Raw genomic sequence first — 25,763 nt, 5'->3', positions numbered from 1 at the left:
AATCGGTGAGGAAGAAGTCCTATGGTCGTAGGATTGCAGACATATTGCCGACATTTCAGGTACGAACTGACTATCTGTCGGATCGGCGTAGCGAACCACCAGGTAGGAGCGGACGAATGGACGACGTCTCGAGACGTGTGGAATTGGACGACACGGATCGTCGCATCCTCGCCGAGCTGACTGCCGACGGGCGGGTCTCGATGCGGGTGCTGGCCGATCGTTTGAATCTCTCTAGGGCACATACCTATACACGGGTGGACAGGCTCAAGGATGCGGGTGTCATCGAACGGTTCACCGTGCAGGTGGATCACGGGGCGTCCGGGCTAGGGACCTCGGCGTTCATCGCGTTGTCGATCCGTCAGGATTCGTGGCGCAGTGTGTCCGAGGGGTTGCGGTCGATGGAATTCGTCGACCACTTCAGTTTGCTCGGAGGGGATTTCGACGTGCTGGTACTCATCAGGACTCCCGACAACGAGAGCCTGCGGCAAGTCGTGCTGGAGGGCCTGCAATCGCTCGACGGCGTCCGGGCGACGCGCACGTGGTTGATCTTCGACGAGGACCGAGGTGGTCTGGGACGAACTGCGCCGCCCACCGAACGCTGACAGTGGGCGGCGTCGTTCGCGGTACGAGTCAGAAGTTGCCGCGAGCGTCCTGCTCACGTTCGATGGCCTCGAACAGTGCCTTGAAGTTGCCGATGCCGAAGCCGAGCGAGCCGTGGCGTTCGATCATCTCGAAGAACACCGTCGGGCGATCGACCAGCGGCTTGGTGAAGATCTGCAGTAGGTACCCGTCCTCGTCTCGGTCGACGAGAATTCCGCGCTTCTGCAACTCTTCGATCGGCACTCGGACCTTACCGATACGAGCTCGCAGTGCGGGATCCTCGTAGTACGAATCAGGAGTGGCGAGAAATTCGACGCCCGCCGCGCGGAGCGCATCGACCGAAGACAGGATGTCGTTGGTCGCCAGCGCCAGATGCTGTGCGCCCGGTCCGCGGTAGAAGTCCAGGTACTCGTCGATCTGTGATCGCTTCTTGGCGATGGCCGGCTCGTTCAGCGGGAACTTCACTCGGTGGTTGCCGTTGGAGACGACCTTGCTCATCAACGCCGAGTAATCGGTGGCGATGTCGGCCCCGACGAACTCGGCCATGTTCGTGAAGCCCATGACGCGGTGGTAGAAGTCGACCCACTCGTCCATCTTGCCGAGCTCGACATTGCCGACCACGTGATCGAGAGCCTGGAAGATGCGCTTGGGAGCGCCCTCCGGTCGCTGCAACGTCGACGTGCGTGGCACATAACCGGGGAGGTAGGTGCCGGTGTAGCGGGATCGGTCGACGAGCGTGTGTCGGGTGTCGCCGTAGGTCGCGATGGCCGCGGTGCGGACCGTGCCGTGCTCGTCGGACATGTCGGTCGGTTCTTGTAGTACGCGCGCGCCCTGGGCTCGCGCATGTTCGATGCACCGGTCCACGTCCGGCACGGCCAGCGCGATGTCGACGACGCCGTCGCCGTGGCGCGTGTGGTGTGCCACCAGTTCGCTGTCGGGGTCGACGGCTCCCTTGATGACGAAACGCACTGCGCCGGACTTGAGCACGTACGCGTGGTGGTCGCGTTGGCCGGTGGTCGGGCCCGAGTACGCAACGAGCTCCATGCCGAAGGCGGACTGGAAGAAGTGCGCGGTCTGCGTCGCGTTGCCGACCACCCACACGATGGCGTCCCAGCCACTGACGGGAAAGGGATCTCGCTTGTCGTCGTACTCCACGAGTCCGACTAGCTGCCGCAGCTGATCGGCGTCGAGATCGGCGAGCTTCTCGTCGTCGTTGAGGATGTTGTCGAGGCTCATGAAAGCTCCTGGTTGGTCCGAGTGAGGCACACTGTTCCGCCCAGCCCAACATCGCGGTGCAGGGGAGTCAATCGACGCCTGAATAGCTGTCCGTGCTGTGCAGATAGGGCAGGTTGTTCCGCACTTTGCTATACGATTCGTATAGCAAAGTGGAGGTGCGTCATGGAATCGACGTTGGACGAATTGGACCGGGCGATGCTCGCTGCGCTGCACGACAATTCGCGGATCGGCGTGCTCGAGCTGTCGCGAACGCTCGGTGTTGCACGTGCGACTGTGTCGGCCCGCCTGCAGCGATTGGAGGACAGCGGTGTCATCACCGGCTATCAGCCTCGAATCGGTTTGGCAGCAGCCGGTTACGGCGTGCAGGCGTTCGTCACATTGGAGATTGCCCAGGGTGCGCTCGGTGACGTCGTCGCCGTCCTGGAGCAGATACCCGGAGTGTTGGAGGCATTCGCGACAACCGGCGTCGGCGATGTGTTGTGCCGGGTCGCCGCGGCGTCTCATGACGATCTGCAGCGAACGTTGATTGCGCTCAATCAATCTCGCACGATCGCGCGGTCGACCAGTGTTGTCGTACTCTCGGAATTGGTCGAGTTCCGGGCACTGCCACTGCTCAACAGCGCCGAGTCCGATCGAACCCCCAGAGCCCCCGCATACAGACGGACGGGCGAGTGATAGGCCTCAGGCCGGAACGATCCGGCCACGTACGTCGCCGAACCCGATGCGCGCACCGTTCGGCCCCGGAGCGCTGGCGGCGATAACGACGTCGTCGCCGTCCTCGAGGAACGTCCGGGTCTCCGATCCGAGTGACACCGGTTCCTTACCACCCCAGGTGAGTTCGATGAAGGCACCGCGCTGATTCTTCTCGGGCCCCGAGATGGTGCCCGACGCGAACAGGTCACCGGTTCGGGATGTCGCGCCGTTGCTGGTCTCGTGAGCCAGCATCTGGGCCGGCGACCAATACATCGAACTGTACGGCGGACGGGATACGACATGGCCGTTCCACGTGACGGACAGATCGATATCGAGTGCCCAGGAACGGGATTCGCGGAGGTGTTCGAGCGGCGCGGGCTCCTGCGCCGGTGTCGACACCCGCGCCTGATCCAACGCGAGCAAGGGGACCACCCAGGGCGAGATGGACGTCGCGAAACTCTTGCCGAGGTTCGGCCCCAGCGGCACGTACTCCCAGGCCTGGATGTCGCGAGCAGACCAGTCGTTGGCGATGACGGCACCGAACACGTGCTCGGAGAACTGATCCGGCGAGATGGGACCATCCGCCGGAACGCCGACGACGAAGCCCATCTCAGCCTCGATGTCCAGTCGACGAGACGGGCCGAACGTGGGCGACGGCTCGTCGGGTGCCTTGCGTTGACCGTTCGGACGCCTGACGTCGGTACCGGACACGACGACCGTCCCCGACCGTCCGTGATACGCCACGGGCAGGTGCTTCCAATTCGGTAGCAGCGGTTCGGCATCGGGACGAAAGAGTCGGCCGAGATTGGACGCGTGGTGCTCGGACGCGTAGAAGTCCACGTAGTCCGCAACTTCGAACGGCAGGTGCATCGTGACGTCGGAAACCGAGACGATCGCGTCCGCGGGGGTCGTGTCACTGTCGATCATGGCGGTGACGGACTCGCGGACCTCGACCCACCGACTGCGGCCGCGCGCCATGAAAGCATTGAGGCTGGGCGAGGCGAAATCCGAATCGTTCAGTGCGACAAACAGATCGATCACATTGTCGCCGTACCGGACTCCGACTCGAGCGTCCGAACCAGGAGTACTGAAAATGCCGTAAGGAAGGTTGTCGATTCCGAACTCGGAGTCGGCGGGGATGTCGATGTGCGTCATGAGCGGCGCGCTCCTTGGTTCACTGAGGTGGGACGAGTCCGAGGCGGACGAGGTCGTCCAGGGGTTCGCGGATGCTGCAGGTGCCGAACGATGCGAAGGCGCGTTGACCCTCGATCCCGGCGACGAGACCGGCGAGGACGTCGGCGTCCCGGATCGCCAGGATCTTCTCGAGCTCGCCGACGCGTGCGCCGCTGTGTGCGGCCTGCGCCGCGAGGATCACGTTGAGGAAACCGTGTTGCTCGAAACCGTTGTGGGGATCGGTGTTACGGGCGGCATGGTGCAGACCCGCGGTGGCTTTGAAGTGGACCTCGCGTTGTGCCGCCTCGTAGATGAGCGCGGCAAGCTCCCGCTCGTCCGGGTACTCGTGGGCCGTGACGCCGCCGGTCCTGAATTTGGCGCGATACCCGAACTCGTCGACTGCGTCGAAGATGTCGTCTCGTCGGGAGTCTCGGGGGATTTCGACATAGATGTCGATGTCCTGAGTGATGTTGCGCAAGGCGTCGATGCTCGTGCCCTCGGGTACGGCCACTTCGACGGCAACGACCGTCACGCCGGCGGTGCGGTCGGCGGCGCGTAGGCCTGCCTCCACGCTGCCCGGGCCGGCAGATGTGGTCAACGCGACCTGCATCCGAGTGCCCAGGACGAGCTCGTTCACCCGGTCCATCGGAACGACCAGCGGTCCGACGAGGTCTGCGAAAGAACTCGCCCGGTACTCGAGATGTTGTGCTGCAGCAACATCGAGTGGTGCATTGCCGGGAGGGAAGGCAGCGGCGTCGTCGCACAGGCGATGGAAGAACTTCGGGATCATCGGTTCGGCCCCCGGCCTGCCCACGTCCATGCGTACCCGGTGTCCTCGCACGCGAGCGCTCCTTCACCGAGTTCGAGGGGGCGGAAGGTATCGACCATGACGGCCAGTTCGTCGAAGAACTCGGCACCGATACTGCGTTCGTATGCACCGGGTTGCGGACCGTGAGCATGACCGCCCGGATGCACCGAGATCGATCCCTGGCCGATTCCGGAACCCTTGCGGGCCTCGTAGTCGCCGCCGACGTAAAACATGATCTCGTCGGAGTCGACGTTGGAGTGGTAGTACGGCACCGGAATTGCGAGCGGGTGGTAGTCGACCTTGCGCGGAACGAAATTACAGATCACGAAGTTGGCCCCCTCGAATGCCTGATGCGCAGGCGGCGGTTGATGCACACGGCCGGTGATCGGTTCGTAGTCGGAGATGTTGAACGTGTACGGATACAGGCAGCCGTCCCACCCCACTACGTCGAACGGGTGTTGCGGGTAGACGTAGCGGGTTCCGACGATGCCCGTCGAACCACGGTGCTTGACAAGTACTTCGATGTCTTCGCCGTCGGCGAGTAGAGGCTCGGTGGGGCCGTGTAGATCGCGTTCGCAGTAGGGAGCGTTCTCGAGCAGCTGCCCGTACTTCGACAGGAACCGCTTCGGTGGCGCGATGTGACTGTTGGCTTCGATGGCGTAGGCGCGCAGTGGACCGTCGGGAATCCAACGATGCGTCGTCGCGCGCGGAATGAGCACGTAGTCACCCTGCTGCGCCTGGAGAGCGCCGAACACCGTTTCGACGGTGGCAGAACCGGATTCGACGTAGACCATCTCGTCACCGATCGAATTGCGATACAGCGGTGAAGTTTTCGATGCGACGACGTAGGACAGTCTGACGTCGTCGTTGCCGAGAACGAGGCGTCGGCCGGTGACGACGTCGGTGTCCGCCACCGTGGATTCGGGAAACAGCTCGTGCAACTTCAGGTGCCGCGGCACGAGCGGATGGTTGGGCGTCGTCGATTGATCGGGCAGATCCCAGACCGTGGCATCGACGATGGCCGACGGTATGTGGCGGTGGTACAGCAGAGACGAGTCCGAAGAGAAGCCCTCTTCGCCCATCAGCTCCTCGCAGTAGAGGTTGCCGTCTGGAGTTCGGTGCTGGGTGTGCCGCTTCGGCGGAACCGATCCGAGCTGCCGGTAGTAGGCCACGTGCTCTCTCCTGAGTTCTGTCACCGCTTGTAGTAAAGACATTAACTACTTTGACGTGATCTACGCAACCTTCAGTTGCGCCCCCGGACGTCGAACTGGCTGCGGTTGGTGATCAGTTTGGTCAACAGCATCACCAGGATTCGCTGTTCGGGTTCGGTGAGCGCGCTGGCCCATGCGTTCTCCCGTTCGTTCTGTTCGGCGAACGCCTCGACCATCTCGTCGTGCCCCAGTGCGGTCAGGGCGAGGCGCACCGAACGTCCGTCCTTCTCGTCGGGCGTGCTGGCGAGCAGGCCGCCGGAGATGAGTGTCTTGGACAGGTTCGACACGGCGGCGCGGCTCATGCCGGTCAGTTCGGCTGCTCGTCGCGGCTCGATCGGGCCGGCCAGCCACGTGACGAACATCAGCCGAAACGACGACCATGACCAGCCTCGCGGGCGATGAACCGTCGACTCGAGGTCGTACGTGACGATGTTCGACGCTCGGTTCAGTGTCAGCAGAACCTCGGTGGCCAGCTGATGCTCGAACCCGTACTCCCGGGCCAGTGTGGTGTTGGCGGTGTCGATGAACGACCAGAAATCGGGCTCGGGTGCGTCGGTCACGGATTCACTGTAGCCACGAACTCATCTGATCAACACCTTTACTACTCACGCAGCGAGATTCGTGTCCCACCGAGGAGGGGCCATGATGGACCCATGAGCTCGAAGAACCTGTTCGGTGGCCCCCGCACCCTGCTGATCGTGGCAGCAGTGGTCATCGTGATCGCACTCGTCGCTGCTGCCGCGACCCTGATCGTCCGCGCCGTGCTCGGACCGCCCGAGGGGGAGAACAAGTTCGAGATCAAGGGCTACTCTCTCGTACAGGTCGATCCCCAGGTCAGCGACCTCGCGCTCGCCACACGCTAGCCGACTCTGCACCGACCCGCGGGTCGTGTGTCTGCTGAAAATTTCGCCCGCCGCGCGCGAATGTGCGCAGCGTCGCGGCGGGTACCTCGTGCTCGGGAACAGGCTCGCCGATCCACTCGCAGTCACGGACGAAGATCATGTTCGACGCCACCGCGTCGGCGCTGTGATCCTCCCGTAGTGGGCCGGAAATTCGGCCGAGGAAGTACTCGCCGTGCTCGGTTCGCGTCCAAACGAAAGATCGGTCCGCGACCTGCTCGAAACGCTCGACCCGTCGTAGCGAGCGTTCGTCGTCGGCCGACATGCCGCAGAGTCCGTAGGTGAGGGCACGCTCGACGCCATTCGGCATCGGGGCGCGATAGACATCCGGCATACAGCCGAGAGTATCGATGCTGGCTGGAATGCCCAATGGATGCTAAGTTGAAGTTTCAACTTAGGTACTTCGAAGGACCCGCCATGACTTCTGTGATGAACCCGCCCGTCGCGGGTGCCGCATTCGATGCGTTTCTCGCCGACGCAGCACCCGCGAGCCGGTCGCAGCAGATGTGGACCCCACACGATGGGCCGATGCCCGCCCTGTACATCAGTCACGGTGCACCCCCGGTGTTCGACGACGCACTCTGGATGAACGAACTCTTCACCTGGTCGCAGTCGATGCCCAAGCCGAAGGCGATCCTGATCGTCAGCGCACACTGGGAAGAGGCCCCGTTGAGCCTGTCCGCGACGGCTGCGGCGACACCACTCGTCTACGACTTCGGTGGATTTGCGCAGCGCTACTACTCGATGGAATATCGGACTCCCGACGCTCAGGCGCTGGCCGCACGGGTGGCCGCGGCCATTCCGGCGTCGGAGAACCTGCATCGGCACACCGCGCGCGGACTCGATCACGGTGCCTGGGTGCCGCTGAAGGTCATGTATCCCTATGCCGATGTCCCGGTTCTGCAATTGAGCCTGCCGACGCACGCGCCCGATCGGCTGATGGCGATAGGCGCTGCGCTGAAGGAACTTCGGGCCGAGGGTGTGTTGGTCATCGGTTCCGGGTTCATGACCCACGGACTGCCGTTCCTGTCCCGGGAGAATTTCGCAACCAACACCGTGCCGACGTGGTCCGAGGACTTCGACCTCTGGGCCGCCGACGCCTTGTCTCGCGGTGACGTCGGGACTCTCGCCGACTTCCGCAGTGCCGCACCGGGAATGCCGTACGCGCACCCCACCGTCGAACATTTCACGCCGTTGTTCGTCACCCTCGGTGCCGCCGAGAATCCGGAAGCTCCGGTGTCGACGGCCATCACCGGCTTCCAGTTCGGTTTGGCGAAGCGATCTTTCGCCGTCGCGTGACGAACGGGAACTACCCCGTGCAATTGGGCTCGATTCAGTTCTGAATCTTTTTCGGTTCGGGGATTGTTATCCACGCCACTTCGCTCTACAGTTCTGAGCACCATCTCGGACATCGGTGTCCAAGATTGTCGGATGCGCTGTACGAAATGTCGCCGGGCGCGCGTCCTGTGGACCCCGTTGTCCGGCGCGAAGGAGTACAGCCGTGTCTTCTGCCCGATCTTGGACGCTGCGGGTAGCAATCGGTGTGGCGACCGTAGCCGCTGCCGTTGCCGCTACGACCAGCCCCGCTTCCGCTGCACCCGAATCCAGCGGTCCGGCCGGTGTGGAGGTTCAGCCGCCTCTGCCGCCGCTCACGTGGCCGAAGATTCCCGAGTTCGACACCGACTTCTACCTTCCTCCCGCCGACGTGGTGGCAGCGGCCGCGCCGGGCCAGATCATCGCCGCACGGCCCGTCGAGCTGGCTACTCTGAACGTCATTCCCACGCAGGTCGACGCGTGGCAGTTGTCGTTCCGGTCCAACAACGGGCGCGACGAGCCGATCGCCGCCGTGACCACGGTCATCAAGCCGCGGGGAGTGCCTGCGGCACCGCGTCCGTTGATCTCCATCCAGGTGGCCGAGGATTCTCTCGCGGCCTTTTGCGCTCCGTCGTACGCGATGCGAGCGGGTGCCATCCCCTGGCCGGTGACCGGCGCGGTGACGTCGGGCGCTCAATTCCTCGAAGTGCAGGCAGCGTTGGCGCAAGGATGAGCGGTGTCGGTACCCGATCATCAGGGCCCGAACAATTCGTTCGCCGCCGGGCCGGTCGCCGGCCGGATCACACTCGACGGCATCCGAGCTGCCGAGAAATTCGCGCCGATGCAGTTGGCCGGGGAGGCCACCAAGGTGGGGATGAGCGGCTACTCCGGTGGCGCGATCGCCACCGGGCACGCAGCAGAACTGGCCGAAAACTACGCCCCTGAGCTCGATATCGTCGGAGTCACCGAGGGCGGCACCCCGGCCGAACTCGGGGCATTGGTCGACAACGCGAACAACACCCTGGGATCGGGCATCGTCGCCGCCGGCATCATCGGTGCCAGCCGCGAGAGTCCTGAGCTGGCCGCCTTCATCGACGAACACGTCGACCCGTTCGGTAGAACGTTGTTCGCGGCCAAGGACAACCTCTGTGTCGGCTACTCGTCGGCGCTGCTGCCGTTCGTCAACCTGAAAGGCTTGCTGCACACCGACGGCGACCCGATCCAGCAACCGGTGGTGAAGAAGGCCCTGTCCGCGATGCAGCTCGGCCGCACCACTCCGAACATGCCGCTCTACGTCTACCATTCCAACCCGGACTGGCTGGTGCCGATCGGGCCGGTCAACGCGATGGTCGAGTCGTACTGCAGCCGTCCGGGTGCCGACGTCACGTACACCCGCGATCATTTCAGTGAGCACATCAGCTTGGAGCTGATCGCTTTTCCGAGTGCGGTGTTGTGGATGCGCGACCGATTTGCCGGTGTTCCGGTGGAACCGGGTTGCCGGACGAACGATGTCGGCTCGATGGCGCTCGACACGCGTGCACACCCGACGTTCGTCGCGGCCGTCGGCGAGATAATCGCCGGATTGTTCGGGAAGCCGATCGGGTCGTGATGGAACCGATCAGCGGGGCTGCGAGCGGTGCGTCGCCTGTAGACTCCCTCGGTGACTGTCGCCGATGATCAGGGCCGCATCTACGCCGGACGATCCTCCGCTGTTCGGAAAGCCGATCGACGAGCTCGGTTCTTGCACGCGGCTATCGAGGTCATCGGGGGACGCGGGTACGCCGCCACCTCGGTGGCGGACATCTGCGCCGCGGCAGGCCTCGCACGCAGTCAGTTCTACAGTGAGTTCGCCAACCGTGAGGCGCTGCTCGTGGACGTCTACGACCTGATCCAAGACGACGCGCTGGCCGCCGTCGTCGCCGCACTCGACGAGCAGGTCGACCGTGATCGCCGCTCTCTGGTCGTCGCAGCGATGACGGCCCTGGTCGGATCGATCGGTGGTGACCCACGTCGGGCGCGCATCTCCTATCTGGAGATGCTGGGTGTCAGCGATGCCGTCGAACAGCATCGGACGCGCCGTCGTGCGCAGTGGGTGGAGTTCTTCGAGAACACCCTGCGCTCGGAAGTCGGTTCCGATTTCGTTCCCCCGGGTGGATACCGCTTGGCCGCAACGGCATTCCTCGGTGCGCTCACCGAGATCGTCTCCGACTGGTCCCGCACTGCTCCGCCTCGTCCACCCATCGAGCAGATCGTGGACACGATGGTTGCCGTCCTGGCAGCGTTCGTTCCGGACCTGAACTGAACTGCAGCCGGCCGCGCAATACAGTGGACCGATGACAGACGCCACCGGTCCGCTCACCGGCCTCGTGGTCGCGGACTTCTCCCGTGTGCTCGCCGGACCGTACGCGACGATGATGCTCGGCGATATGGGCGCGGACGTGATCAAGATCGAGCGACCGGGTACCGGTGACGACACCCGATTGTGGGGCCCGCCTTACGATTCTGCCGGTACGGCAACGTATTTCAACTCGGTCAATCGGAACAAGACGTCTCGGTTCATCGACCTGCAGTCCGAGAGCGGTGTGGCCGAGGCCCGTGAGATCGTCGCGGGCGCAGACATCGTGATCGAGAACTTCCGCGCTGGAACGATGGACCGGCTCGGTCTCGGCTATTCGGCTGTCGCGCAGACGAACCCCGGCCTGATCTACTGCTCGATCACCGGCTTCGGTACCGGCGGCGGTGCTGCTCTTCCTGGATACGATCTGGTGGTCCAAGCCGTCGGCGGGCTGATGAGCGTCACCGGCCCCGACGCATCCACACCGACGAAAGTGGGCGTGGCGATGGTCGATATCGTCACCGGTCTGCATGCGCTGAGCGGAATCCTTGCCGCACTGCATCATCGATCGAACACCGGTGCGGGTCAGCAGGTGCACACCTCGCTGATGGCGTCGGTACTGTCCGCGTTGAGCAACCAGTCGGCGGCCTACCTCGGGGCGGGCACCGTGCCGGTTCCGATGGGCAACAAGCATCCGTCGTTGGTGCCGTACGAGGTGTTCGAGACCGCCGATCGACCGCTTGCGTTGGCCGTGGGCAACGATCGGCAATTTCAGGCGCTGGTCGACGTGCTGGGTACCCCGGATGTGGCTGCGGATCAACGCTTCTCGTCCAATTCTGCTCGCGTCGAACATCGAGATCAGTTGGTCGACATCCTGAACTCGGCGTAGCGGACGCGTACTGCGGACGAATGGTATCGAGAACTGATGGCCCGCAACGTTCCCGCCGGGCCGGTCAATTCCATCGAGGAGGCATTCGCGTTCGCGCAGTCGTTGGGTCTCGAACCACGCATCGAGGTTCCCGGGGCAGCGGCCGAGGGCGTCCGAAATCCGGTGGATTTCTCGGCGACCCCGGTGAACTACCGGCTGCCGCCCCCGCCGGCCGGCTGAGCCCGTGCGTGGTGGTCCTGCAAATTGTGCTCCACTCCCGGGCTCGAGTCGGCGAATCCCCGGGATGCAACCTCCTCAGTGGAGCAATAGTTGCAGCGGCAGTAACTCACTGCGCTAGTTCAGCGCCCACTTCACCGACACGGACACGCTGACGGTCTGCTGTCCCGGTTCGATGGGCACTGCCATGTCGAACGAAGCGGAGTCGCGAAAGCTCGTCGGCTGCTCCTGACCGGTGATCGACTCGGTGATCGACAGAACGTCACCGAGTTCGCCGCCTGCGAGCGACGCATACTGCTCGGCGCGATCGCGGGCGTCGGCGAACGCCCTGGACCGGGCATCGGTGATCAGCTCGGAATCGTCGTCGATCTTGAACGAGACCCCGGAGATTCGGGTCGCGTTGCCACCGGCGGAGGTGGCATCGCCCAGGACTGCAGACGCCTTCGACAGATCGCGCACCGTGACCTGCAACGTGTTGGTGGCCTGGTATCCCGAGATAGCCGAGGTGCCGCCCGGCAGAGCTCCGGAGTACTGCGGATCGATCGACACCTGCTGCGTCTGAATGTCCTCGCGTGCGACGCCGGCGGCAATCACTGCGTCGGTCACCTCGGTTACCGCAGCATTGGCCTGTTCGATGGCGGCAGTGACGTCCTCGGCTGTGGCCTGAACGCCGATCTGAGTCGTCAACGTGTCCGGTGCGCCCTGGACTTCGCCCACTCCGTTGACGTTCACTCCGGGAGGTCCGTCCGGGGACGTGGTCGCCGGACTGCTGCAGCCTGCGGTCAGGGCCACGGCCAACACCAGGGCCGATGCGCACGATCCGATCGTCCATCGATTTCGGTTCACCGCCGTAGTGTCCACCATTGCAGGTGAATTGGGAAGGCTCAGGGCTTGCGATACTTGGCGTCGAACGTCACGGTCACTTCGTCTGCCACCTTCATGGCTCCGAACATCTGCGAATACGGCGTGATGTTGTAATCCGTTTGACGCACAGTAGTTTCGGAACCGATCTGCCATCTGTCGCCGGAGTCGGTGACGTCCACGTCCACGGTGATCTCCTTCGAGACACCGTGTATCTCGGCGGTACCCGCCAAGCGAAATCCGGAGGCAACGGCAGTGATCTCCACCGAACGAAATCGAATTGTCGGGTACCGGTTGGCGTCGAAGGTCTTGAGTGCGTTGGCTTTTGCGACGATCTTCTCCGGACCGATCAACGGTGTCAGTCCACCCTCGCCGTGGATCACCTCGAGTGAGCCGACCTCGGCGGTCAGTGACACCGCGGTGGGGGCGTCCCCGGACCACTCGACCGTCGCGGTCCAGGAGGTCACCGCAATCGTGAGTCGATGCCCCATCTTGGATGCCCTTCCGGTGACATCCGTCCGAACAGCCAATTGCCCGCCGTCCGATGCGTCGAAAGCCCAGGTCTCGGTGGTCATCTTCGCGACTGTAGACGCGCGGCGGCCCGGCAGCTCACCGAAGCCGACAATGGAGGCTTAGTGTGAAGGAATGTTCTCCAATTCTCCTCGAACATTCGTCGCCGACGCCCTCCGCGGCTTCGTGGCCGCCACCGACGACGTCACCTGGCACGCCGATCCCGGATTCCTCACCCGTCGCTATCGCATCTCCGACGGTCAAGTCGCGCTGCTGTCCGGTGGCGGATCGGGCCACGAGCCGATGCATGCCGGATTCATCGGTCGCGGCATGCTCACCGGCGCGTGCCCCGGCCTGGTGTTCACGTCACCGAACGCCCTCCAAGTACACGAGGCATCCAAGGCCGTGGACTCCGGCGGCGGAGTGGTGCACATCGTGAAGAACTACACCGGCGACGTGATGAACTTCAAGATCGCCCGAGAGTTGTTGCAGGAAGACGGTATTGCGGCCGATGTCGTTCTCGTCGACGACGACGTGGCCAGCGAGAGCGAGGACGGCCCGGGTCGCCGTGGCACTGCCGCGACCATCGTCGTCGAAAAGGTGTGCGGCGCAGCGGCAGAACGTGGCGACAGCCTGCAGGCGGTGGTCGCGCTGGGGCGTCGAACAGCGGAGAACGCGCGCAGTATGGCGGTCGCATTGAACCCGCCGACGCTACCGGGTGCCGACGGGCCGTCGTTCGAACTGTCCAAGGAGGAAATCGAACTCGGCATCGGTATCCACGGCGAGCGCGGCACCGACCGGGTGTCCCGGCTGCCTGCTCAGGAGGTCGTCGAGAAGCTGACCGAGCCCATCGTGAGCTCGCTCGGATTGAACTCGGGCGAATCGGTGATCGCCATCGTCAACGGGCTCGGCGCAACGCACCCGCTCGAACTGCATCTGCTGTTCGGGGAACTCTCGGAGTACCTCGCGGGTAAGGGCATCGAGATAACCCGCTCACTCGTCGGAAGTTTTGTCACCGCGCTCAACATGGGCGGAGCGTCCATCACTCTGGTGCGCGCCGACGACGAGATGCTCGAACTCTGGGACGCCCCCACCGATGCGCCCGGTTGGCCCAACGCGCAGAGCCAAGGTGCGAAACCGGTGGGCGAGCGCGGCGCATTCGGGCCGACGTTCTCGCCGTCCGACACCGGAGAGAAGTCGGCATTTGTCTCGGAGTGGATCGGGTCGTGGGCCCAGCGGGTACTCGACGAGGAGCCCGCTCTGACCGAATTGGATCGTAAGGCGGGCGACGGCGACTTCGGTACCAACATGGTGGCCGCACTGGAACAACTCGACCTCGACGCGATCAAGGAAACCTATTCGGCAGCAACGGTATTCGAAGCCGTGAGCGAGGCCTACCTCGGCCACGCAGGCGGTACGTCCGGCGCACTGTTCGGTATCTGGTTCCGCCAGTTCTACCGAACGATGCTCGACACCGAGCCATCTGCCGCGGCTGTCGCAGCGGCCGCGCGGGCCGGACTGGACAGCATCACCGAACTCGGCGGAGCCCGCGTGGGCGACAAGACGATGATCGACGCCATTGCCCCGGCCGTCGACGCGCTTGAGAAGGACGGCGGCACCCTGCAGGATGCCGCCGACGCCGCGAAGACCGGAGCCGAATCGACAAAGGACATCACCGCCAACCGCGGCCGCGCCAGCTATGTCGGTGAGGCCGCGCGAGGCGTCGTCGACCCCGGTGCGTTGGTCATGGCCTGGTTCTTCGAGGCAGCAGCTAGTTCTACTCCAGCGAGCTGAGGAACACCGCCGCGATCGCTTCGAGGCCGGCCTGATCGTCGGCGTCGAAGCGATCGGGTATCGGGCTGTCCAGATCGAATACACCGATCAGTTTCTCGCCCTGGTACAGCGGAACGACGACCTCGGAGCGAGTGTTCGCATCGCACGCGATGTGGCCGGGAAAGGCATGGACGTCGGCCACTCGCTGTGTCTCGCGGGTGGTCGCGGCAGCGCCGCAGACCCCTTTGCTCAGCGCGATACGAACACAGGCAGGCTGGCCCTGGAACGGACCGACTACCAGTTCGGTGCCGTCGAACAGGTAGAAGCCGACCCAATTGACCTCGGGCAGAGCGTGATAGACCAACGCAGAGAGATTGGCGGCGTTGGCGATGAGGTTCGATTCCTCGAACACCAGGCCGCGGGCCTGCTCGGTGAGCTGCTGGTACTGCTCGACCTTGGACCCGTTCAGTGCTGTCGCGGTGAAAGACATGCGCCGAGTTTAAGCGCACACCCCAGCACCACCAGATACGCCGACATCCCGCCCACCTGCACCCGCTGAGCGATGCCGAGGCCGTGATCGCCGGGAAGGTTGTCGGCAACCATCAGCCATGCCGTGGCCAGGGCCGTGATGGCCAGTACCGCGACACCGAGCGTCCGAAGCAGGGGATAGGCCCGATAGCGGAATGCGGCGAGCGTGAACGCGATCATGACCGTGAAGATCGCGAACACCGCGATGGTGCTCGTCAGAGCATGAAGATGATGAAGCTGTGGGAACAACCCGCTGGGCTCGATCGGACAGCTCGGATCGTCGGCGGCCACACACTCGAGGGGCAGTTTCGCGTCGGCGATGGTGGCGATACCGAAGATGCCCGACGCCACCCAGCCGGTGACGACGAGCCGTCGGCGAGGGCTGACGAGGAAACCGAGCACGGCGGCGAGGATCATCAGCGAACCCGTGACCACGTCTGCGGTGGAGAAGAACTCGCGATACGGCTGATCGCGGGCATCGAGTTCGCTGAGGAAGGATCGGGCCGGGTCGAGCCCGGTATCGAGGAAGAATTCGGCCACCCACGCGGAGTACAGCAACCCGGCGAGGATCAGAAACACCACCGCGATCACTCGGCGGATATCCACACCTTCGGTTTTCGCGCGCACCGACCAAGGCTAACCAGTGAGCTCGTCGGCAGCTGCCACCGCCAGCGCGACGGCGGAGTCGCAGTCGTCCGCCATGACGGACAGCTCGGGAACCGTGCGGGCGTAACGCGCGGCCGAGTCCTCGTTACCGGGCAGGCCGAGAACGGGGTTGCCCAACACGATGTCGGCCGAACACACCGAATCCGAGTCGCGAGTCTCCACGGTGTAACCGCCCTGCCGGATCTTCTCGCGATCTGTCGAACGCAAGTCGCTGTCGTCGTAGGTGAGCGCGACGTCGAGCAGTACCAGGTTGTCCTCGAACGTCGCCGACGACGCCTCGAAGTGGCAGCCGTACGGATCCGCGGCAGGGTTCCACCGGTCGACCGTCCAGGTCTCGGGCAGATGCTCCAGAACGCTGCACGGGTCCTTCGTGGCCAACGGAAGGTTGTACCTGGAATCGGCACGTAGTGGTGGATCGCTCACGAGGCCGAGTGCGGTCTCGGTGACGGATTTCGCTGCACTGCAGGCGTCTCCGTCAGCAAGATAGACGTCGATCGTGGCGAAACTACGACCGGATTCGGTGAGGACATCGTCCATGGGCCCGGAGGTGGTGCCGTCGAACTCGTCGCGAAGCGGGAAGCTGACGCGACACGTCCCTCGGGAGGCGTCGTCGAGGTACACCTGTTCGTCGCCGATCGTGACTTGCTCGAAGTTCGGGTCGGCCGGCGTCGGCTGGTATCCGTTCAACTTGATCGACACGGAGTCCGTGGCGTCCGATCGCCCAGGGTTGACTTCTGCCGAGCAGCTACTCAGTTGGCCGTCCGGTCGGAGCTGCACCACGGTGCCGAGGGCGGAGAGGTCGTCCTCGGTGAGGAAGCCGCAGGGATCCAGGCTGCGGACGAAGGCCGCCGAGTCGGCCAGATAGCGGTCTGCCTCCGACATCTCGAATCCGTACCGGTTCTGCCCCACAGGCGACGCACTGCCGGCGGGGAACGCGCTGCCGAGCAACACCACCGCGCATCCACTGGTCGATACCGACATCGCCGCTGCCATCGCCGCAAGCACCCAACTTTTACGCACTGTCCCCATCCCCCGACTCGAATCGACCGATCATCAGGTTGGACGCGCGGGGAGTGCTGTGGGTTTCAGTTGGTCACTATCGGATCTGCAGCAAGATCGTCGACGACGCGTTGGGCGGCGACGACCGGGTCCTCGTGTTCCCAGATCCGCACGACGCGCCAGCCTTCCTCGATCAGGCGGGTGTCGGTGTCGCGATCGCGGGCCACGTTGGCAGCCAGCTTGTCGGCCCACCACTGGGCGTTGTTGCGGGGTTTCGTCGCGTGGACGGGGCAACTGTGCCAGAAGCAGCCGTCGACGTAGACCGCCACTTTGCGTCGGGGAAACACCAGATCTGCTCGACGCCGCATGCCCTTCACAGGGGCGCGGTCGACGAAATAGCGCAGTCCTCGTCGGTGCAACTCACGACGCAGCGCCACTTCCGGTTTGGTGTCGCGGCGGCGCTGCTTACTGAGCCGTGCACTGGTTTTCGCGTCGGTGACGGGACGTGTCGCGCTCACACCGACACCCGTTGCGTGTACCCACCCATGCGCTCGAGGTGGGCGTCGAGGTCGTCGAGAAAGCCGTCGGCGAAGCGGAGGTTGCCGGCTCGCGCGCGCTTGAGGAACCCGGCCGTGGCCCGCGCCGACAGCAGGGTGGAGTCGTCCAGGAAGTCGATCAGGTCCTCGGGCGGTTGGTGCACCGGCATGGTCGAGACGGTCACCTTGAAGCTCGCGCGGTCTCGGCCCCACGCGGCCGTCGGCCAGGCCTGACCGGGCAGCAATGCGGTATCGCCTGCGACGTCGTAGGGCTTCGGGTCGTCGAGTGCACCGGCCACCCACGACGCCATCCGCACACTGACGGCATTGCCGACGAGCTTCCAGCGATGCCCGGTGCGCACCCCGGCGCGCTCGACCGCGGGCAGCGTCCAGTCCGGATCGAACCCCTGCAGCCGCTCGGCCCCGATGATGCCGGGCGTGACGATCTCCCCGGACGGCAACCGCACGGCCGGCGGACTGGCGATGCCGAGGGACGAGCCGCCTTTGAGGGTGGGGACGGCGTTGACGGCCCAGCCCAGTCCGCGGGTGCCCTCGGTCCAGTAGAAGCCGCAGGGCGCAGTACTCGGATCGCCGTCGGGCAACGGCCCGGCATCCTGCGAGAACAGCACCTCACGCGGATCGTCGGTGCGCGAGGCCAGCATCACCACGCGCTGTCGACGCTGCGGCAACCCGAACGCACGGGCGTCGACGACGCGGTAGGCCCACATGTAGCCGAGGTCCTCGAGCGCGTCGGTGATGTGTCGCATCGCTGCACCACGTCCGAGTTGCAACATGAACGGCACGTTCTCCATCAACAGCCACCGCGGGCCGCGGCGACGTGAGACCAGCCGGAACACCTCGTCGACCAGCCCGGAACGAGCCCCGGTGATGCCTGCGGTCCGTCCGGCCTGGGAGAGGTCCTGGCAGGGGAAGCCGGCGGCAACGAGTTCGGTGCCGGTGGGCAGGCTGCGCAGCGTGGTGACGTCGGTGTGCAGCGGAACGTTCGGCATGCGCGCCGACAGCACCGCGCCGGCACCCGGATCGATCTCGCACAACAGCTGCGTCGTCCACCCTGCCTCGGCCAACCCCAGCTCGAGCCCGCCGATTCCGGCGAACAACCCGACCATCGACCGTGTGCTCACGTGTGCCCTTCTCTCGCCCGACGGGTTCACGTTACTCGAGAGCCGGTGCGCTGAAGGTCCACAAGCTGAGCGTCCGCGAGCTGAGCGTCGGTCGAACTTGACCTCGACCGTGCTCGAGGTTCCACACTGGAATGCACGCCGCCCGAAAATCGGTTGGAAACTGAGCCTGAGCAATGAAATCATTCGGGCACCGCAATAAGGAGAACAACACGTGTCCACGGGTGTGCTCGACCCCGAAGCTCCAACCGTCGTTGAGTCGAACCCGAATGCTGCGCGGACACCCACGTCGCTGCAGCGTTTCGCGCCGTTCCTGGCCCCGTACAAGTGGTTCTACATCGGCTCCATCGTGGTCTCGCTCATCGCGACCCTCACCGGCCTCGTCATTCCGCTGGTGATGCAACGCGTCATCGACGGGCCCATCGCCGACCGCAACTTTTCCGCGGTGTGGTGGCCCGCGGCTTTGATCCTGCTGCTCGGCGCCATCGACGCGGCCGGCATCTGGGTGCGTCGATACCTGGTGTCCCGCCCGTCGAGCCAGTTCGAGATCAGTGCTCGGGCAACGGTATTCGACAAGCTGCAACGGCTGTCGGTCGCGGCGCACGAGAGTTGGGAATCGGGTCAGCTGCTCTCCCGTGCCATCGCCGATCTCGGGTCGCTGCGCCGGTTCATGGCGTTCATCGGCCCGTTCATCATCATCAATGCCGTCACGCTCGTCGTGGGTATCGGTGTATTGCTAGTTCAGGCATGGCAATTGGGTCTGATCATGTTGGTGACATCGGTTCCGCTGGTGATCGCCTGCACCAGGTTCGAGACGCTGTACCGCGTCGTCGCGCGTGATGCTCAGGACCAAGCGGGCGATGTGACGACGACGGTCGAGGAATCCATCCAGGGCATCCGTGTTCTGAAGGCGTTCGGTCGAAGTGCGCACCTGGGCAAGCAGTTTTTGCGTCAGGCTCGCACTCTTCGCGGCACCGAACTGAAGAAGGTGCGCTATCTCGCGATCATCTGGGCGGTGATCGTCGGACTGCAGCCGATCACCATCGGCGCGATTCTGGCCGTGGGGACCTACTCGATAGTGCAGGGCACGATGACGGTCGGCACGCTCGTTGCTGCCATCGCCATCGTCACGTTCCTGCTGTGGCCGATCGAATCCTTCGGATACCTACTGGCGGAGTTGAACAACGCGCGGACCGCGGCGGATCGGTACTGGGAGATCATCGACACCCCGGAAACCGTGACAGATCCGGACGACCCCGTCGACCTGCCCGACAAGATCCGAGGCCGAGTGCAGTTCGACCGCGTCGGATTCACCTTTCCGGACGCGTCCTCGCCGCTGCTCACCGATGTCAGTTTCGTCGTCGAGCCGGGGGAGACCGTTGCGCTCGTCGGCAACACCGGCAGCGGAAAGACGGCACTGACGAACCTCGTTCCTCGTTTGTTCGACGCCACCGAGGGCACCATTTCGATCGACGGTATCGACGTGGCGTCGATGCGGCTGGCCGATCTGCGCTCGATCGTGTCGGTGGCGTTCGAGGATCCGGTGCTGTTCTCGGCCAGTGCGCGAGAGAACATCGCGCTCGGCTCTCCCGGTGCATCCGATGCCGAGGTCACCGAGGCGCTGGAGATCGCGCACGCAACGGAATTCGTCGACCGGTTGCCGTGGGGCCTGGCCACGCGCATCGGTGAGCAGGGCATGAGTCTGTCGGGCGGGCAGCGGCAGCGTCTGGCACTGGCCCGTGCGGTGCTGGGCAAGCCTCGGGTGCTGGTGCTCGACGACCCGCTCTCGGCACTCGACGTGGACACCGAAGCGAAAGTGCAGAAGGAATTGCGGCGCGTGTTGGCGCATTCGACGACATTGCTGGTGGCACACCGGCCGTCGACTGCAGCGTTGGCCGACCGGGTGCTGTATCTGGAGAACGGAAGAATTGTGGAGCAGGGAACGCACGAGGGACTGCTGGCGTCCTCGCCGCGGTACCGCGACGTGATGGGGTCGATCCATGGCTGAGCAGACCGCAACCGCAGACTGGCGGGGAGTGGGCGGCGAGGACTCCGAGGTGGACGCCACCGGGAACCTGGTGTTGGCCGGGCGTTCTCGACGGTTGCTCGCCTCGCTGGTGCGCCCGTACAAGAAGCAGGCCCTGCTCTCTTTCGTCATCATCCTGATCGACAACATCACCTATGTGGCCGGCCCACTGTTCGTCGCCTACGCCCTCGACAACGGCGTCGGTGCTGCCGGACAGGGTGATTGGGGTCCGCTGCTGTGGGCCGTGGGCGGATACACCGGCTTCGGCCTGCTCGGAATGTTCACCACCTACGCGTTTCTCACCGTCTCGGGCCGGCTCAGTCAGAACATTCTCTACGACCTGCGTGGACGCGTGTTCGACCACGCGCAGAAACTAAGTCTGTCGTTCCACGAGAAATACACGTCGGGACGGTTGATCTCGCGGTTGACCAGTGACGTGGAGTCGTTGCAGACACTGCTCGAAAGTGCGCTCAACGACGCGTTGACGGCCATCCTGTCGATGGTCTCGATTGCCGTCATCCTCGTGTATCTCGATGTTCCGATGGCGATGATCGTGCTCGCCGGCTTCGTACCGCTGGTGCTCGTCACCCGGTGGTCACAGCGACGCCAACGCCAGGGATACCGTCGAACACGGGTGGCGATCGCGCGTGTGGTGGTTCATTTCGTGGAGTCGATGGGCGGAATCCGTGCCGTACAGGTCTTTCGGCGTGAAGGTCGCAACGACGCGATCCTCGAGACCGAGGACTCGGAGTACCGAGACGCCACCACCGCGGCCCTGCGCGGCATGGCGAGCTACACCGGAATCGTCCGGTGGATAGGCAACGTCACACTGGCGATCATCCTGGTGTTCGGTAGCTGGCGAGTGATCAACGGCCACATGGACGTCGGCGTGCTCGCCGCGTACGTGCTGTACCTTCGCCGGTTCTACGGCCCGCTCGACGAGCTGGCGATGGTGTTCAATGCCTACCAGTCGGCCGCCGCTGCGCTGGAGAAGATCTCCGGCGTACTCGAGGAAGAGCCGTCGGTGGTTGCCCCGAAGAACCCGGTGTCGATCGGAACGGTGAAGGGAGACATCACGTTCGACGACGTGCACTTCTCCTACGGCACCGAGCGCGTCGTGCTGCCGGAGTTCTCGCTGCACGTGCCGGCGGGACAGGTGGTTGCCATGGTCGGCGCGACCGGAGCCGGAAAGTCGACGCTGGCAAAGCTGTTGGCGCGCTTCTACGATCCGACCGCCGGATCCGTGCGACTCGACGGCATCGACATGCGCGACATCTCCGACGTGGACCTGCGCCGCAACGTCGTCATGGTGACACAGGAATCGTTCCTGTTCTCCGGCTCGGTGGCCGACAACATCCGCCTCGGACGTCCCGACGCGACGGACGCCGAGGTCCGCGCTGCCGCGGAGGCCGTCGGACTGACCGAGTTCATTGCCTCGCTCCCCGAAGGGATCGATACCGACGTGCGTAAGCGCGGAGGCCGATTGTCCTCGGGCCAAAGGCAATTGGTGGCCTTCGCGAGGGTGTTCCTCGCTGCGCCGTCGGTGATCGTGCTCGACGAGGCGACGTCGAGTCTCGACATCCCGAGCGAGCGGTTGGTGCAGCGCGCACTCGAAACGATTCTGCAGGGCCGGACGGCGTTGATCATCGCGCACCGATTGTCGACGGTGGCCATCGCGGACCGCGTCCTCGTCATGGCGGACGGGAACATCGTCGAGGACGGCACCCCGGCGGACCTCATTGCGGGAGAGGGCCGCTTCGCACACCTGCACGAGGCGTGGGAGGACTCGCTCGTCTAGCTCCACGGGGTGATCGGCGGTTTGACCCACATGATCTTCTCGTCGGCATGTTGGGGCGTCGCCCCGTCGTGACCCGGGTGCTCGGCTGCCCACGCGGATTTGCGATCGAGCAACTCGGCCACGATGGTCCACGTTTCCATCGTGCTCGGTGGATGCAGGTCGGCTGCGCGGGCCAGTTTTCGACGGGTGGCGTCGGTGAGATCGAGCAGTTCCGCGCCGCTGATGCCGCGCTCCCAGACGTAGCGCGCCAGAGCGGTGGCCTTGTCCTGTCGGCTCTTCGCGGCCTGCTCGGAATGCGCGAAATCGAACTGGCCGCCGCCTGGGTTCCCTGTCGTCACGGCCATCACCTTAGTAATCGTGAGCGAAATCGACAGGGCCCGGCCGCTGTAAGGCGTCGCACACGGTGGCGGGCCAGAAGTCGACGTCGACGGGGGTCGGCCGAGGCCGAATGCAGCATGAACGGCCGGGTCGGTGCAAAGAAAAGTCGCGTCCGCTTGTTCCACAGGGGGCCCTGTCGCATACCGTAGGACCTGTGATCACTCAAGCATCGGGTGCAGAGCACGTCTCCGTTCCCGCAACCGCCACCACCGACGCGAAATCCTGGCCCTCGATCCTGACGTGGCGAGCGCACGACGTTCCCCGCATGGAGTCCGTGCGCGTCCAGCTTTCCGGCAACCGCATCAAAGCTGCCGGACGCATCATCGGGGCCGCCTGCAGTGATCATCCCGCGTTCAGTGCGTCGTACGACCTGGTGACCGACGAATACGGCGTCACCAAGAGGCTCTCGGTACGCACCTCGCTCGCATCGGGTGACCGGCAGGCCTCCGTCAGCCGCGACGACGAGGGCTACTGGATGGTGGAGAACTCCGCCAACCACCAGCGCTCGACCTACAGCGGTGCCCTCGACGTCGACATGGTGCTCAGCCCGTTCTTCAACACCCTGCCGATCCGACGATTCGGTCTGCACACCCAGGTCCAGGACCTCGAGGTGCCGACGGTCTACGTCAACCTCCTCGATCTGAGCATCCAGGAAGCGACGCTGACCTACAGCAGCGGCGCGCACGGCATCCACGTCATCTCGCCGGTCTCGACATCGTCGGTGACGGTCGACGCCGACGGCTTCGTCGTCGACTACCCGGGACTCGCCGAGCGGATCTGACGCACGACGCCACCGCGTCGCCCCGCGTCCTGCAGGTTCTCTCGCCACCCCGGCTCGCCCGGGGTGACGTCGGTGATGTCGAATCGCTGATGCTGCTCGTACTGCAGTCGCGCCGCATGTCCGGCGTCGACCAGCGTTTCGGTCGAGTGCTGGTCCAATTTTTCGCGCGCTGCGGTGAGCGCATGCAGCGCCTCGTCGAGCGCGGTTCGTAGCGCGGTCGCGTTGCCCTCGGTCATCGCACGGACGAGAGTCGGGGCCGAGGACGCCACCCGGGTGCCGTCGCGAAACGACCCCGCGGCGAGCCCGAGCGCCAACGGCCCACCCGCGGCCCCCACGATCGCCAATGCCTCGGCCAGCAGATGCGGTAGATGCGAGATGCGGGCGACGGCACTGTCGTGCTCGACGCTGCCGGCCGGAACGACCACCGAACCGCAGTCCAGGGCCAGCTGGGCCACCCGCATCCACACGTCCGCGTCGACCCCGGGGTCCGTGGACACGACCCACACCGCGTCGGTGAACAGCGTCGGGTCCGTCGCCGACCAGCCCGAGTGATTGGTACCCGCCATCGGATGGCCGCCGACATAGCGGGCCTGTAGTCCGCGAGCAGCGACGGCCGCGGCAACCTCGGCCTTGACGCTCACCACGTCGGTGATCGGGGCGATGGGTGCATGCTCGGCGATGGCCTGCAGAACGGAGTCGACGGCAGGCATCGGAACGGCGATGACGATCAGCGCATCCTCGTCTGCAGCCCTGGTCAGAGCGGTTGTCAGATCGGTGCCGACGTCGTAGCCATCGTCCGCAGCCCCGGCGATCGCGTCGGCCGATCGGTTCCAGCCCCACACCCGGCGACCGGCGTCGTGCGCCGCCCGCAGAATCGACCCACCGATCAGTCCCAGACCGAGAACGCACACCGAAGAAGAAGTCACCCGATCAGATTGGCACAGGTGGGTGACTTCCAAGGGAGGTGGACTTCGAATACCGGCACCTACCGGACTACCGTTGCGCACATGGCCGCACAGCGCGCGAACAACAACCGTGCCTCCGCATCGGAGTACGACGACCTCGAAGGATTCGGCGTTGCAGTTGTCCGAGAGGACGGCAAGTGGACCGTGACGCCACTGTCCGACGACGCACTGACCAGCCTGTCGGCAGCAGAAACCGAATTGCGTGAACTACGCAGCTCGGGAGCGGTGTTCGGACTGCTCGACGTGGACGAGGAATTCTTCGTCATCCTGCGTCCCGCACCCAACGGCACCCGCCTACTGCTGTCCGACGCGGTCGCCGCCGTCGACTACGAAATCGCCGCCGACGTCCTCGACGCACTCAACATCGAGATCCCCGACGTCGACCCCGACGAACTCGACGACATCGAACCCTACGAGGAAGGCGACCTCGCTCTCCTCGCCGACCTGGGCCTGCCCGAGGCAGTCCTGGGCATCATCGTCGCCGAGACCGACGACTATCCGGACGAACAACTGCAATCCATCGCCGAGCGCCTGGGCTTCGAGGACGAATTCGCCGCAGCGGTGAACAAGCTGCGGCGGTAACCGGTGCCGCTGCCCGACGCGGACATGATCCGCGCAGCGCTGTCGGCCGCAGCCGAGGCATCGGACGCCGACGTCCCCGTCGGAGCCGTCGTGTACGACGCGTCGGGACGTGAGATCGCCCGGGCCTGCAATGCGCGGGAGGCGTCGGGCGACCCCACTGCGCACGCGGAAGTTCTCGCATTGCGTCGAGCAGCCGCGGTGCACGGAGATGGCTGGCGACTCGAAAACTGCACTGTGGCAGTCACTTTGGAACCCTGCACGATGTGCGCCGGGGCCCTCGTTGCGGCCCGCGTCGGCACCGTGGTGTTCGGAGCCTGGGAACCGAAAACCGGGGCCGTCGGCTCGCTGTGGGACGTCGTCCGAGACCGTCGACTCACCCACCGCCCACAGGTGCGCGGGGGAGTGTTGGAAGCCGAATGCGCCGAAGTGCTGACCCAGTTCTTCGCCCGCCACAGATAACGATCTCGTCACGGGGTGGCCGGAATGTCCAACATTGGGGAGGGTGGAGGGCAGGGCGCAACGCTGCGCTCCGAACTTGCGAAGGAGACACTCATGGGACTCGACGACAAGATCTCGAACAAGACCGAAGACCTCGGCGGCAAGGCAAAAGAAGCCGCAGGTTCGGCAACCGGAGACAGGGACCTCGAAGCAGAGGGCAAGGGCGATCAGACCTCCGCCGCATTCAAAGACGGTGCCGAGAAGGTCAAGGACGCGGCCTCGAACATCAAGGACAAGCTCACCGGCAAGTAGTCGCCGGAGTGCAGCCTGCGGAATGACCCGATGGATGCGCTCTGAGCAGGCGATTTAGCCTCAGGCGCTCATTCCGGTACAGTCTTCTGCGGTGGCG

The 25,763-nt window shown here is 64.7% G+C and carries 27 protein-coding genes and 2 pseudogenes; 14 read left to right on the top strand and 15 right to left on the bottom strand.

The window, feature by feature from the left end; all coding sequences use genetic code 11:
* The first annotated feature begins 116 nt into the window (after positions 1–116).
* Positions 117–602 (top strand): Lrp/AsnC family transcriptional regulator, encoded by a 486-nt coding sequence (locus CH268_RS18160; RefSeq protein ID WP_032368670.1) that lies wholly within the window; start codon positions 117–119, stop codon positions 600–602.
* A gap of 28 nt (positions 603–630) precedes the next feature.
* Here the strand turns inward: CH268_RS18160 and hppD are convergent, their stop codons facing one another.
* Entirely contained in the window at positions 631–1,836 is a 1,206-nt protein-coding gene (gene hppD / locus CH268_RS18155; RefSeq protein ID WP_048316976.1) for a 4-hydroxyphenylpyruvate dioxygenase, read from the bottom strand.
* Positions 1,837–1,998: 162 nt separating this feature from the next.
* Here hppD and CH268_RS18150 point away from each other — a divergent pair, with 162 nt between their 5' ends.
* Positions 1,999–2,511: an Lrp/AsnC family transcriptional regulator gene (locus CH268_RS18150; protein ID WP_094665438.1), complete on the top strand. Its 513-nt coding sequence runs from the start codon at positions 1,999–2,001 to the stop codon at positions 2,509–2,511.
* A 6-nt stretch (positions 2,512–2,517) separates the two neighbouring features.
* On the opposite strand, the gene fahA is transcribed toward CH268_RS18150, so the two are convergent.
* From fahA to CH268_RS18130, 4 genes are all read right to left on the bottom strand, one after another.
* On the bottom strand, positions 2,518–3,684 hold the full coding sequence (gene fahA, locus CH268_RS18145) for a fumarylacetoacetase (protein WP_094665436.1): 1,167 nt from the start codon (positions 3,682–3,684) through the stop codon (positions 2,518–2,520).
* Positions 3,685–3,703: 19 nt separating this feature from the next.
* Positions 3,704–4,543 carry a hypothetical protein gene (locus CH268_RS18140; protein WP_369597515.1) on the bottom strand — a complete coding sequence of 280 codons (840 nt, stop codon included), beginning with the start codon at positions 4,541–4,543 and terminating at the stop codon, positions 3,704–3,706.
* Complete coding sequence (locus CH268_RS18135; RefSeq protein ID WP_094665434.1) at positions 4,489–5,682, bottom strand: homogentisate 1,2-dioxygenase; 1,194 nt, start codon at positions 5,680–5,682, stop codon at positions 4,489–4,491. The genes CH268_RS18140 and CH268_RS18135 overlap by 55 nt, the downstream gene beginning before the upstream one ends.
* A gap of 71 nt (positions 5,683–5,753) precedes the next feature.
* Positions 5,754–6,281 carry a MarR family winged helix-turn-helix transcriptional regulator gene (locus tag CH268_RS18130; protein WP_032384151.1) on the bottom strand — a complete coding sequence of 176 codons (528 nt, stop codon included), beginning with the start codon at positions 6,279–6,281 and terminating at the stop codon, positions 5,754–5,756.
* Between the two features lie 93 nt (positions 6,282–6,374).
* Between CH268_RS18130 and CH268_RS18125 the strand changes: the two genes are divergently transcribed.
* Positions 6,375–6,584 (top strand): hypothetical protein, encoded by a 210-nt coding sequence (locus CH268_RS18125; protein ID WP_094665432.1) that lies wholly within the window; start codon positions 6,375–6,377, stop codon positions 6,582–6,584.
* On the opposite strand, the gene CH268_RS18120 is transcribed toward CH268_RS18125, so the two are convergent.
* Positions 6,556–6,954 carry a hypothetical protein gene (locus tag CH268_RS18120; RefSeq protein WP_094665430.1) on the bottom strand — a complete coding sequence of 133 codons (399 nt, stop codon included), beginning with the start codon at positions 6,952–6,954 and terminating at the stop codon, positions 6,556–6,558. The two genes, CH268_RS18125 and CH268_RS18120, sit on opposite strands and share 29 nt — an antisense overlap.
* A gap of 83 nt (positions 6,955–7,037) precedes the next feature.
* On the opposite strand from CH268_RS18120, the gene CH268_RS18115 reads away from it, so the two are divergent.
* The 4 genes and pseudogenes from CH268_RS18115 (at position 7,038) to CH268_RS18100 (ending at position 11,377) form a co-directional block, all read left to right on the top strand.
* Positions 7,038–7,919 (top strand): dioxygenase family protein, encoded by an 882-nt coding sequence (locus tag CH268_RS18115; protein ID WP_094665428.1) that lies wholly within the window; start codon positions 7,038–7,040, stop codon positions 7,917–7,919.
* Between the two features lie 202 nt (positions 7,920–8,121).
* Positions 8,122–9,543 (top strand): annotated as a pseudogene (locus tag CH268_RS18110) (lipase family protein).
* A gap of 51 nt (positions 9,544–9,594) precedes the next feature.
* The gene (locus CH268_RS18105; protein ID WP_032368661.1) at positions 9,595–10,236 is read left to right on the top strand and encodes a TetR/AcrR family transcriptional regulator; all 642 of its coding nucleotides are present in this window, start codon (positions 9,595–9,597) and stop codon (positions 10,234–10,236) included.
* A gap of 31 nt (positions 10,237–10,267) precedes the next feature.
* Positions 10,268–11,377: pseudogene (locus CH268_RS18100) on the top strand (CaiB/BaiF CoA transferase family protein).
* Positions 11,378–11,491: 114 nt separating this feature from the next.
* Here the strand turns inward: CH268_RS18100 and CH268_RS18095 are convergent.
* Positions 11,492–12,220 carry an SIMPL domain-containing protein gene (locus tag CH268_RS18095; protein ID WP_255182439.1) on the bottom strand — a complete coding sequence of 243 codons (729 nt, stop codon included), beginning with the start codon at positions 12,218–12,220 and terminating at the stop codon, positions 11,492–11,494.
* Between the two features lie 38 nt (positions 12,221–12,258).
* A complete protein-coding gene (locus CH268_RS18090; RefSeq protein WP_094665426.1) occupies positions 12,259–12,810 on the bottom strand; it encodes a YceI family protein in 552 nt (183 codons plus the stop codon).
* Positions 12,811–12,880: 70 nt separating this feature from the next.
* Here CH268_RS18090 and dhaL point away from each other — a divergent pair, with 70 nt between their 5' ends.
* Complete coding sequence (gene dhaL / locus CH268_RS18085) at positions 12,881–14,539, top strand: dihydroxyacetone kinase subunit DhaL (protein ID WP_094665424.1); 1,659 nt, start codon at positions 12,881–12,883, stop codon at positions 14,537–14,539.
* On the opposite strand, the gene CH268_RS18080 is transcribed toward dhaL, so the two are convergent.
* The 5 genes from CH268_RS18080 to CH268_RS18060 are packed head-to-tail and all read right to left on the bottom strand — an operon-like array spanning position 14,523 to position 18,374.
* The gene (locus CH268_RS18080) at positions 14,523–15,008 is read right to left on the bottom strand and encodes a GAF domain-containing protein (protein WP_094665422.1); all 486 of its coding nucleotides are present in this window, start codon (positions 15,006–15,008) and stop codon (positions 14,523–14,525) included. The two genes, dhaL and CH268_RS18080, sit on opposite strands and share 17 nt — an antisense overlap.
* Positions 14,984–15,673: a DUF998 domain-containing protein gene (locus CH268_RS18075; RefSeq protein ID WP_255182438.1), complete on the bottom strand. Its 690-nt coding sequence runs from the start codon at positions 15,671–15,673 to the stop codon at positions 14,984–14,986. Before CH268_RS18075 ends, CH268_RS18080 begins: the two co-directional genes overlap by 25 nt.
* A 9-nt stretch (positions 15,674–15,682) precedes the next feature.
* The gene (locus CH268_RS18070) at positions 15,683–16,741 is read right to left on the bottom strand and encodes a hypothetical protein (protein WP_141215162.1); all 1,059 of its coding nucleotides are present in this window, start codon (positions 16,739–16,741) and stop codon (positions 15,683–15,685) included.
* A gap of 56 nt (positions 16,742–16,797) precedes the next feature.
* On the bottom strand, positions 16,798–17,229 hold the full coding sequence (locus CH268_RS18065) for a very short patch repair endonuclease (RefSeq protein ID WP_094665416.1): 432 nt from the start codon (positions 17,227–17,229) through the stop codon (positions 16,798–16,800).
* Positions 17,226–18,374, bottom strand: a complete 1,149-nt coding sequence (locus CH268_RS18060) for a DNA cytosine methyltransferase (protein ID WP_176457981.1) — start codon at positions 18,372–18,374, stop codon at positions 17,226–17,228. The genes CH268_RS18065 and CH268_RS18060 overlap by 4 nt, the downstream gene beginning before the upstream one ends.
* A 226-nt stretch (positions 18,375–18,600) precedes the next feature.
* On the opposite strand from CH268_RS18060, the gene CH268_RS18055 reads away from it, so the two are divergent.
* Together CH268_RS18055 and CH268_RS18050 are read left to right on the top strand one after the other, a co-directional pair.
* Complete coding sequence (locus tag CH268_RS18055; protein ID WP_094665412.1) at positions 18,601–20,394, top strand: ABC transporter ATP-binding protein; 1,794 nt, start codon at positions 18,601–18,603, stop codon at positions 20,392–20,394.
* On the top strand, positions 20,387–22,210 hold the full coding sequence (locus CH268_RS18050; protein ID WP_094665410.1) for an ABC transporter ATP-binding protein: 1,824 nt from the start codon (positions 20,387–20,389) through the stop codon (positions 22,208–22,210). Before CH268_RS18055 ends, CH268_RS18050 begins: the two co-directional genes overlap by 8 nt.
* Here CH268_RS18050 and CH268_RS18045 read toward each other — a convergent pair.
* Positions 22,207–22,554, bottom strand: coding sequence for a hypothetical protein (locus CH268_RS18045; protein ID WP_032386569.1), 348 nt, complete (start codon positions 22,552–22,554; stop codon positions 22,207–22,209). The two genes, CH268_RS18050 and CH268_RS18045, sit on opposite strands and share 4 nt — an antisense overlap.
* 299 nt (positions 22,555–22,853) lie before the next feature.
* Here CH268_RS18045 and CH268_RS18040 point away from each other — a divergent pair, with 299 nt between their 5' ends.
* Positions 22,854–23,369 carry a putative glycolipid-binding domain-containing protein gene (locus tag CH268_RS18040; protein WP_027494613.1) on the top strand — a complete coding sequence of 172 codons (516 nt, stop codon included), beginning with the start codon at positions 22,854–22,856 and terminating at the stop codon, positions 23,367–23,369.
* Here the strand turns inward: CH268_RS18040 and CH268_RS18035 are convergent.
* Complete coding sequence (locus CH268_RS18035; protein WP_094665454.1) at positions 23,342–24,313, bottom strand: prephenate dehydrogenase; 972 nt, start codon at positions 24,311–24,313, stop codon at positions 23,342–23,344. The genes CH268_RS18040 and CH268_RS18035 overlap by 28 nt on opposite strands.
* Before the next feature lie 63 nt (positions 24,314–24,376).
* Here CH268_RS18035 and CH268_RS18030 point away from each other — a divergent pair, with 63 nt between their 5' ends.
* From CH268_RS18030 to CH268_RS18020, 3 genes are all read left to right on the top strand, one after another.
* The gene (locus tag CH268_RS18030; protein ID WP_027494611.1) at positions 24,377–24,916 is read left to right on the top strand and encodes a tRNA adenosine deaminase-associated protein; all 540 of its coding nucleotides are present in this window, start codon (positions 24,377–24,379) and stop codon (positions 24,914–24,916) included.
* 24 nt (positions 24,917–24,940) lie between these two features.
* A complete protein-coding gene (locus tag CH268_RS18025) occupies positions 24,941–25,375 on the top strand; it encodes a nucleoside deaminase (RefSeq protein ID WP_094665452.1) in 435 nt (144 codons plus the stop codon).
* Positions 25,376–25,468: 93 nt separating this feature from the next.
* Positions 25,469–25,666, top strand: coding sequence for a CsbD family protein (locus CH268_RS18020; protein ID WP_027494609.1), 198 nt, complete (start codon positions 25,469–25,471; stop codon positions 25,664–25,666).
* The last annotated feature ends 97 nt before the right edge of the window (positions 25,667–25,763 follow it).

It is taken from the genome of Rhodococcus sp. 06-1460-1B (genome assembly GCF_002258475.1).
In the GTDB taxonomy this organism is placed as follows: Bacteria; Actinomycetota; Actinomycetes; order Mycobacteriales; family Mycobacteriaceae; genus Rhodococcoides; species Rhodococcoides fascians.
The sequence above is the reverse complement of the archived record's forward strand: the minus strand, read 5'-3'. Positions and strand labels throughout refer to the sequence as shown.

What these genes read in the sequence shown, in the direction of transcription:
- dhaL (WP_094665424.1), top strand. Translation starts at nt 12,881, where the DNA reads ATGTTCTCCAATTCTCCTCGAACATTCGTCGCCGACGCCCTCCGCGGC.
- CH268_RS18080 (WP_094665422.1), bottom strand. Translation starts at nt 15,008, where the DNA reads ATGTCTTTCACCGCGACAGCACTGAACGGGTCCAAGGTCGAGCAGTAC.
- CH268_RS18070 (WP_141215162.1), bottom strand. Translation starts at nt 16,741, where the DNA reads ATGGGGACAGTGCGTAAAAGTTGGGTGCTTGCGGCGATGGCAGCGGCG.
- hppD (WP_048316976.1), bottom strand. Translation starts at nt 1,836, where the DNA reads ATGAGCCTCGACAACATCCTCAACGACGACGAGAAGCTCGCCGATCTC.
- CH268_RS18115 (WP_094665428.1), top strand. Translation starts at nt 7,038, where the DNA reads ATGACTTCTGTGATGAACCCGCCCGTCGCGGGTGCCGCATTCGATGCG.
- CH268_RS18060 (WP_176457981.1), bottom strand. Translation starts at nt 18,374, where the DNA reads ATGGTCGGGTTGTTCGCCGGAATCGGCGGGCTCGAGCTGGGGTTGGCC.
- CH268_RS18030 (WP_027494611.1), top strand. Translation starts at nt 24,377, where the DNA reads ATGGCCGCACAGCGCGCGAACAACAACCGTGCCTCCGCATCGGAGTAC.
- CH268_RS18040 (WP_027494613.1), top strand. Translation starts at nt 22,854, where the DNA reads ATGGAGTCCGTGCGCGTCCAGCTTTCCGGCAACCGCATCAAAGCTGCC.
- CH268_RS18050 (WP_094665410.1), top strand. Translation starts at nt 20,387, where the DNA reads ATGGCTGAGCAGACCGCAACCGCAGACTGGCGGGGAGTGGGCGGCGAG.
- CH268_RS18125 (WP_094665432.1), top strand. Translation starts at nt 6,375, where the DNA reads ATGAGCTCGAAGAACCTGTTCGGTGGCCCCCGCACCCTGCTGATCGTG.
- fahA (WP_094665436.1), bottom strand. Translation starts at nt 3,684, where the DNA reads ATGACGCACATCGACATCCCCGCCGACTCCGAGTTCGGAATCGACAAC.
- CH268_RS18090 (WP_094665426.1), bottom strand. Translation starts at nt 12,810, where the DNA reads ATGACCACCGAGACCTGGGCTTTCGACGCATCGGACGGCGGGCAATTG.
- CH268_RS18045 (WP_032386569.1), bottom strand. Translation starts at nt 22,554, where the DNA reads ATGGCCGTGACGACAGGGAACCCAGGCGGCGGCCAGTTCGATTTCGCG.
- CH268_RS18025 (WP_094665452.1), top strand. Translation starts at nt 24,941, where the DNA reads ATGATCCGCGCAGCGCTGTCGGCCGCAGCCGAGGCATCGGACGCCGAC.
- CH268_RS18160 (WP_032368670.1), top strand. Translation starts at nt 117, where the DNA reads ATGGACGACGTCTCGAGACGTGTGGAATTGGACGACACGGATCGTCGC.
- CH268_RS18020 (WP_027494609.1), top strand. Translation starts at nt 25,469, where the DNA reads ATGGGACTCGACGACAAGATCTCGAACAAGACCGAAGACCTCGGCGGC.
- CH268_RS18120 (WP_094665430.1), bottom strand. Translation starts at nt 6,954, where the DNA reads ATGCCGGATGTCTATCGCGCCCCGATGCCGAATGGCGTCGAGCGTGCC.
- CH268_RS18150 (WP_094665438.1), top strand. Translation starts at nt 1,999, where the DNA reads ATGGAATCGACGTTGGACGAATTGGACCGGGCGATGCTCGCTGCGCTG.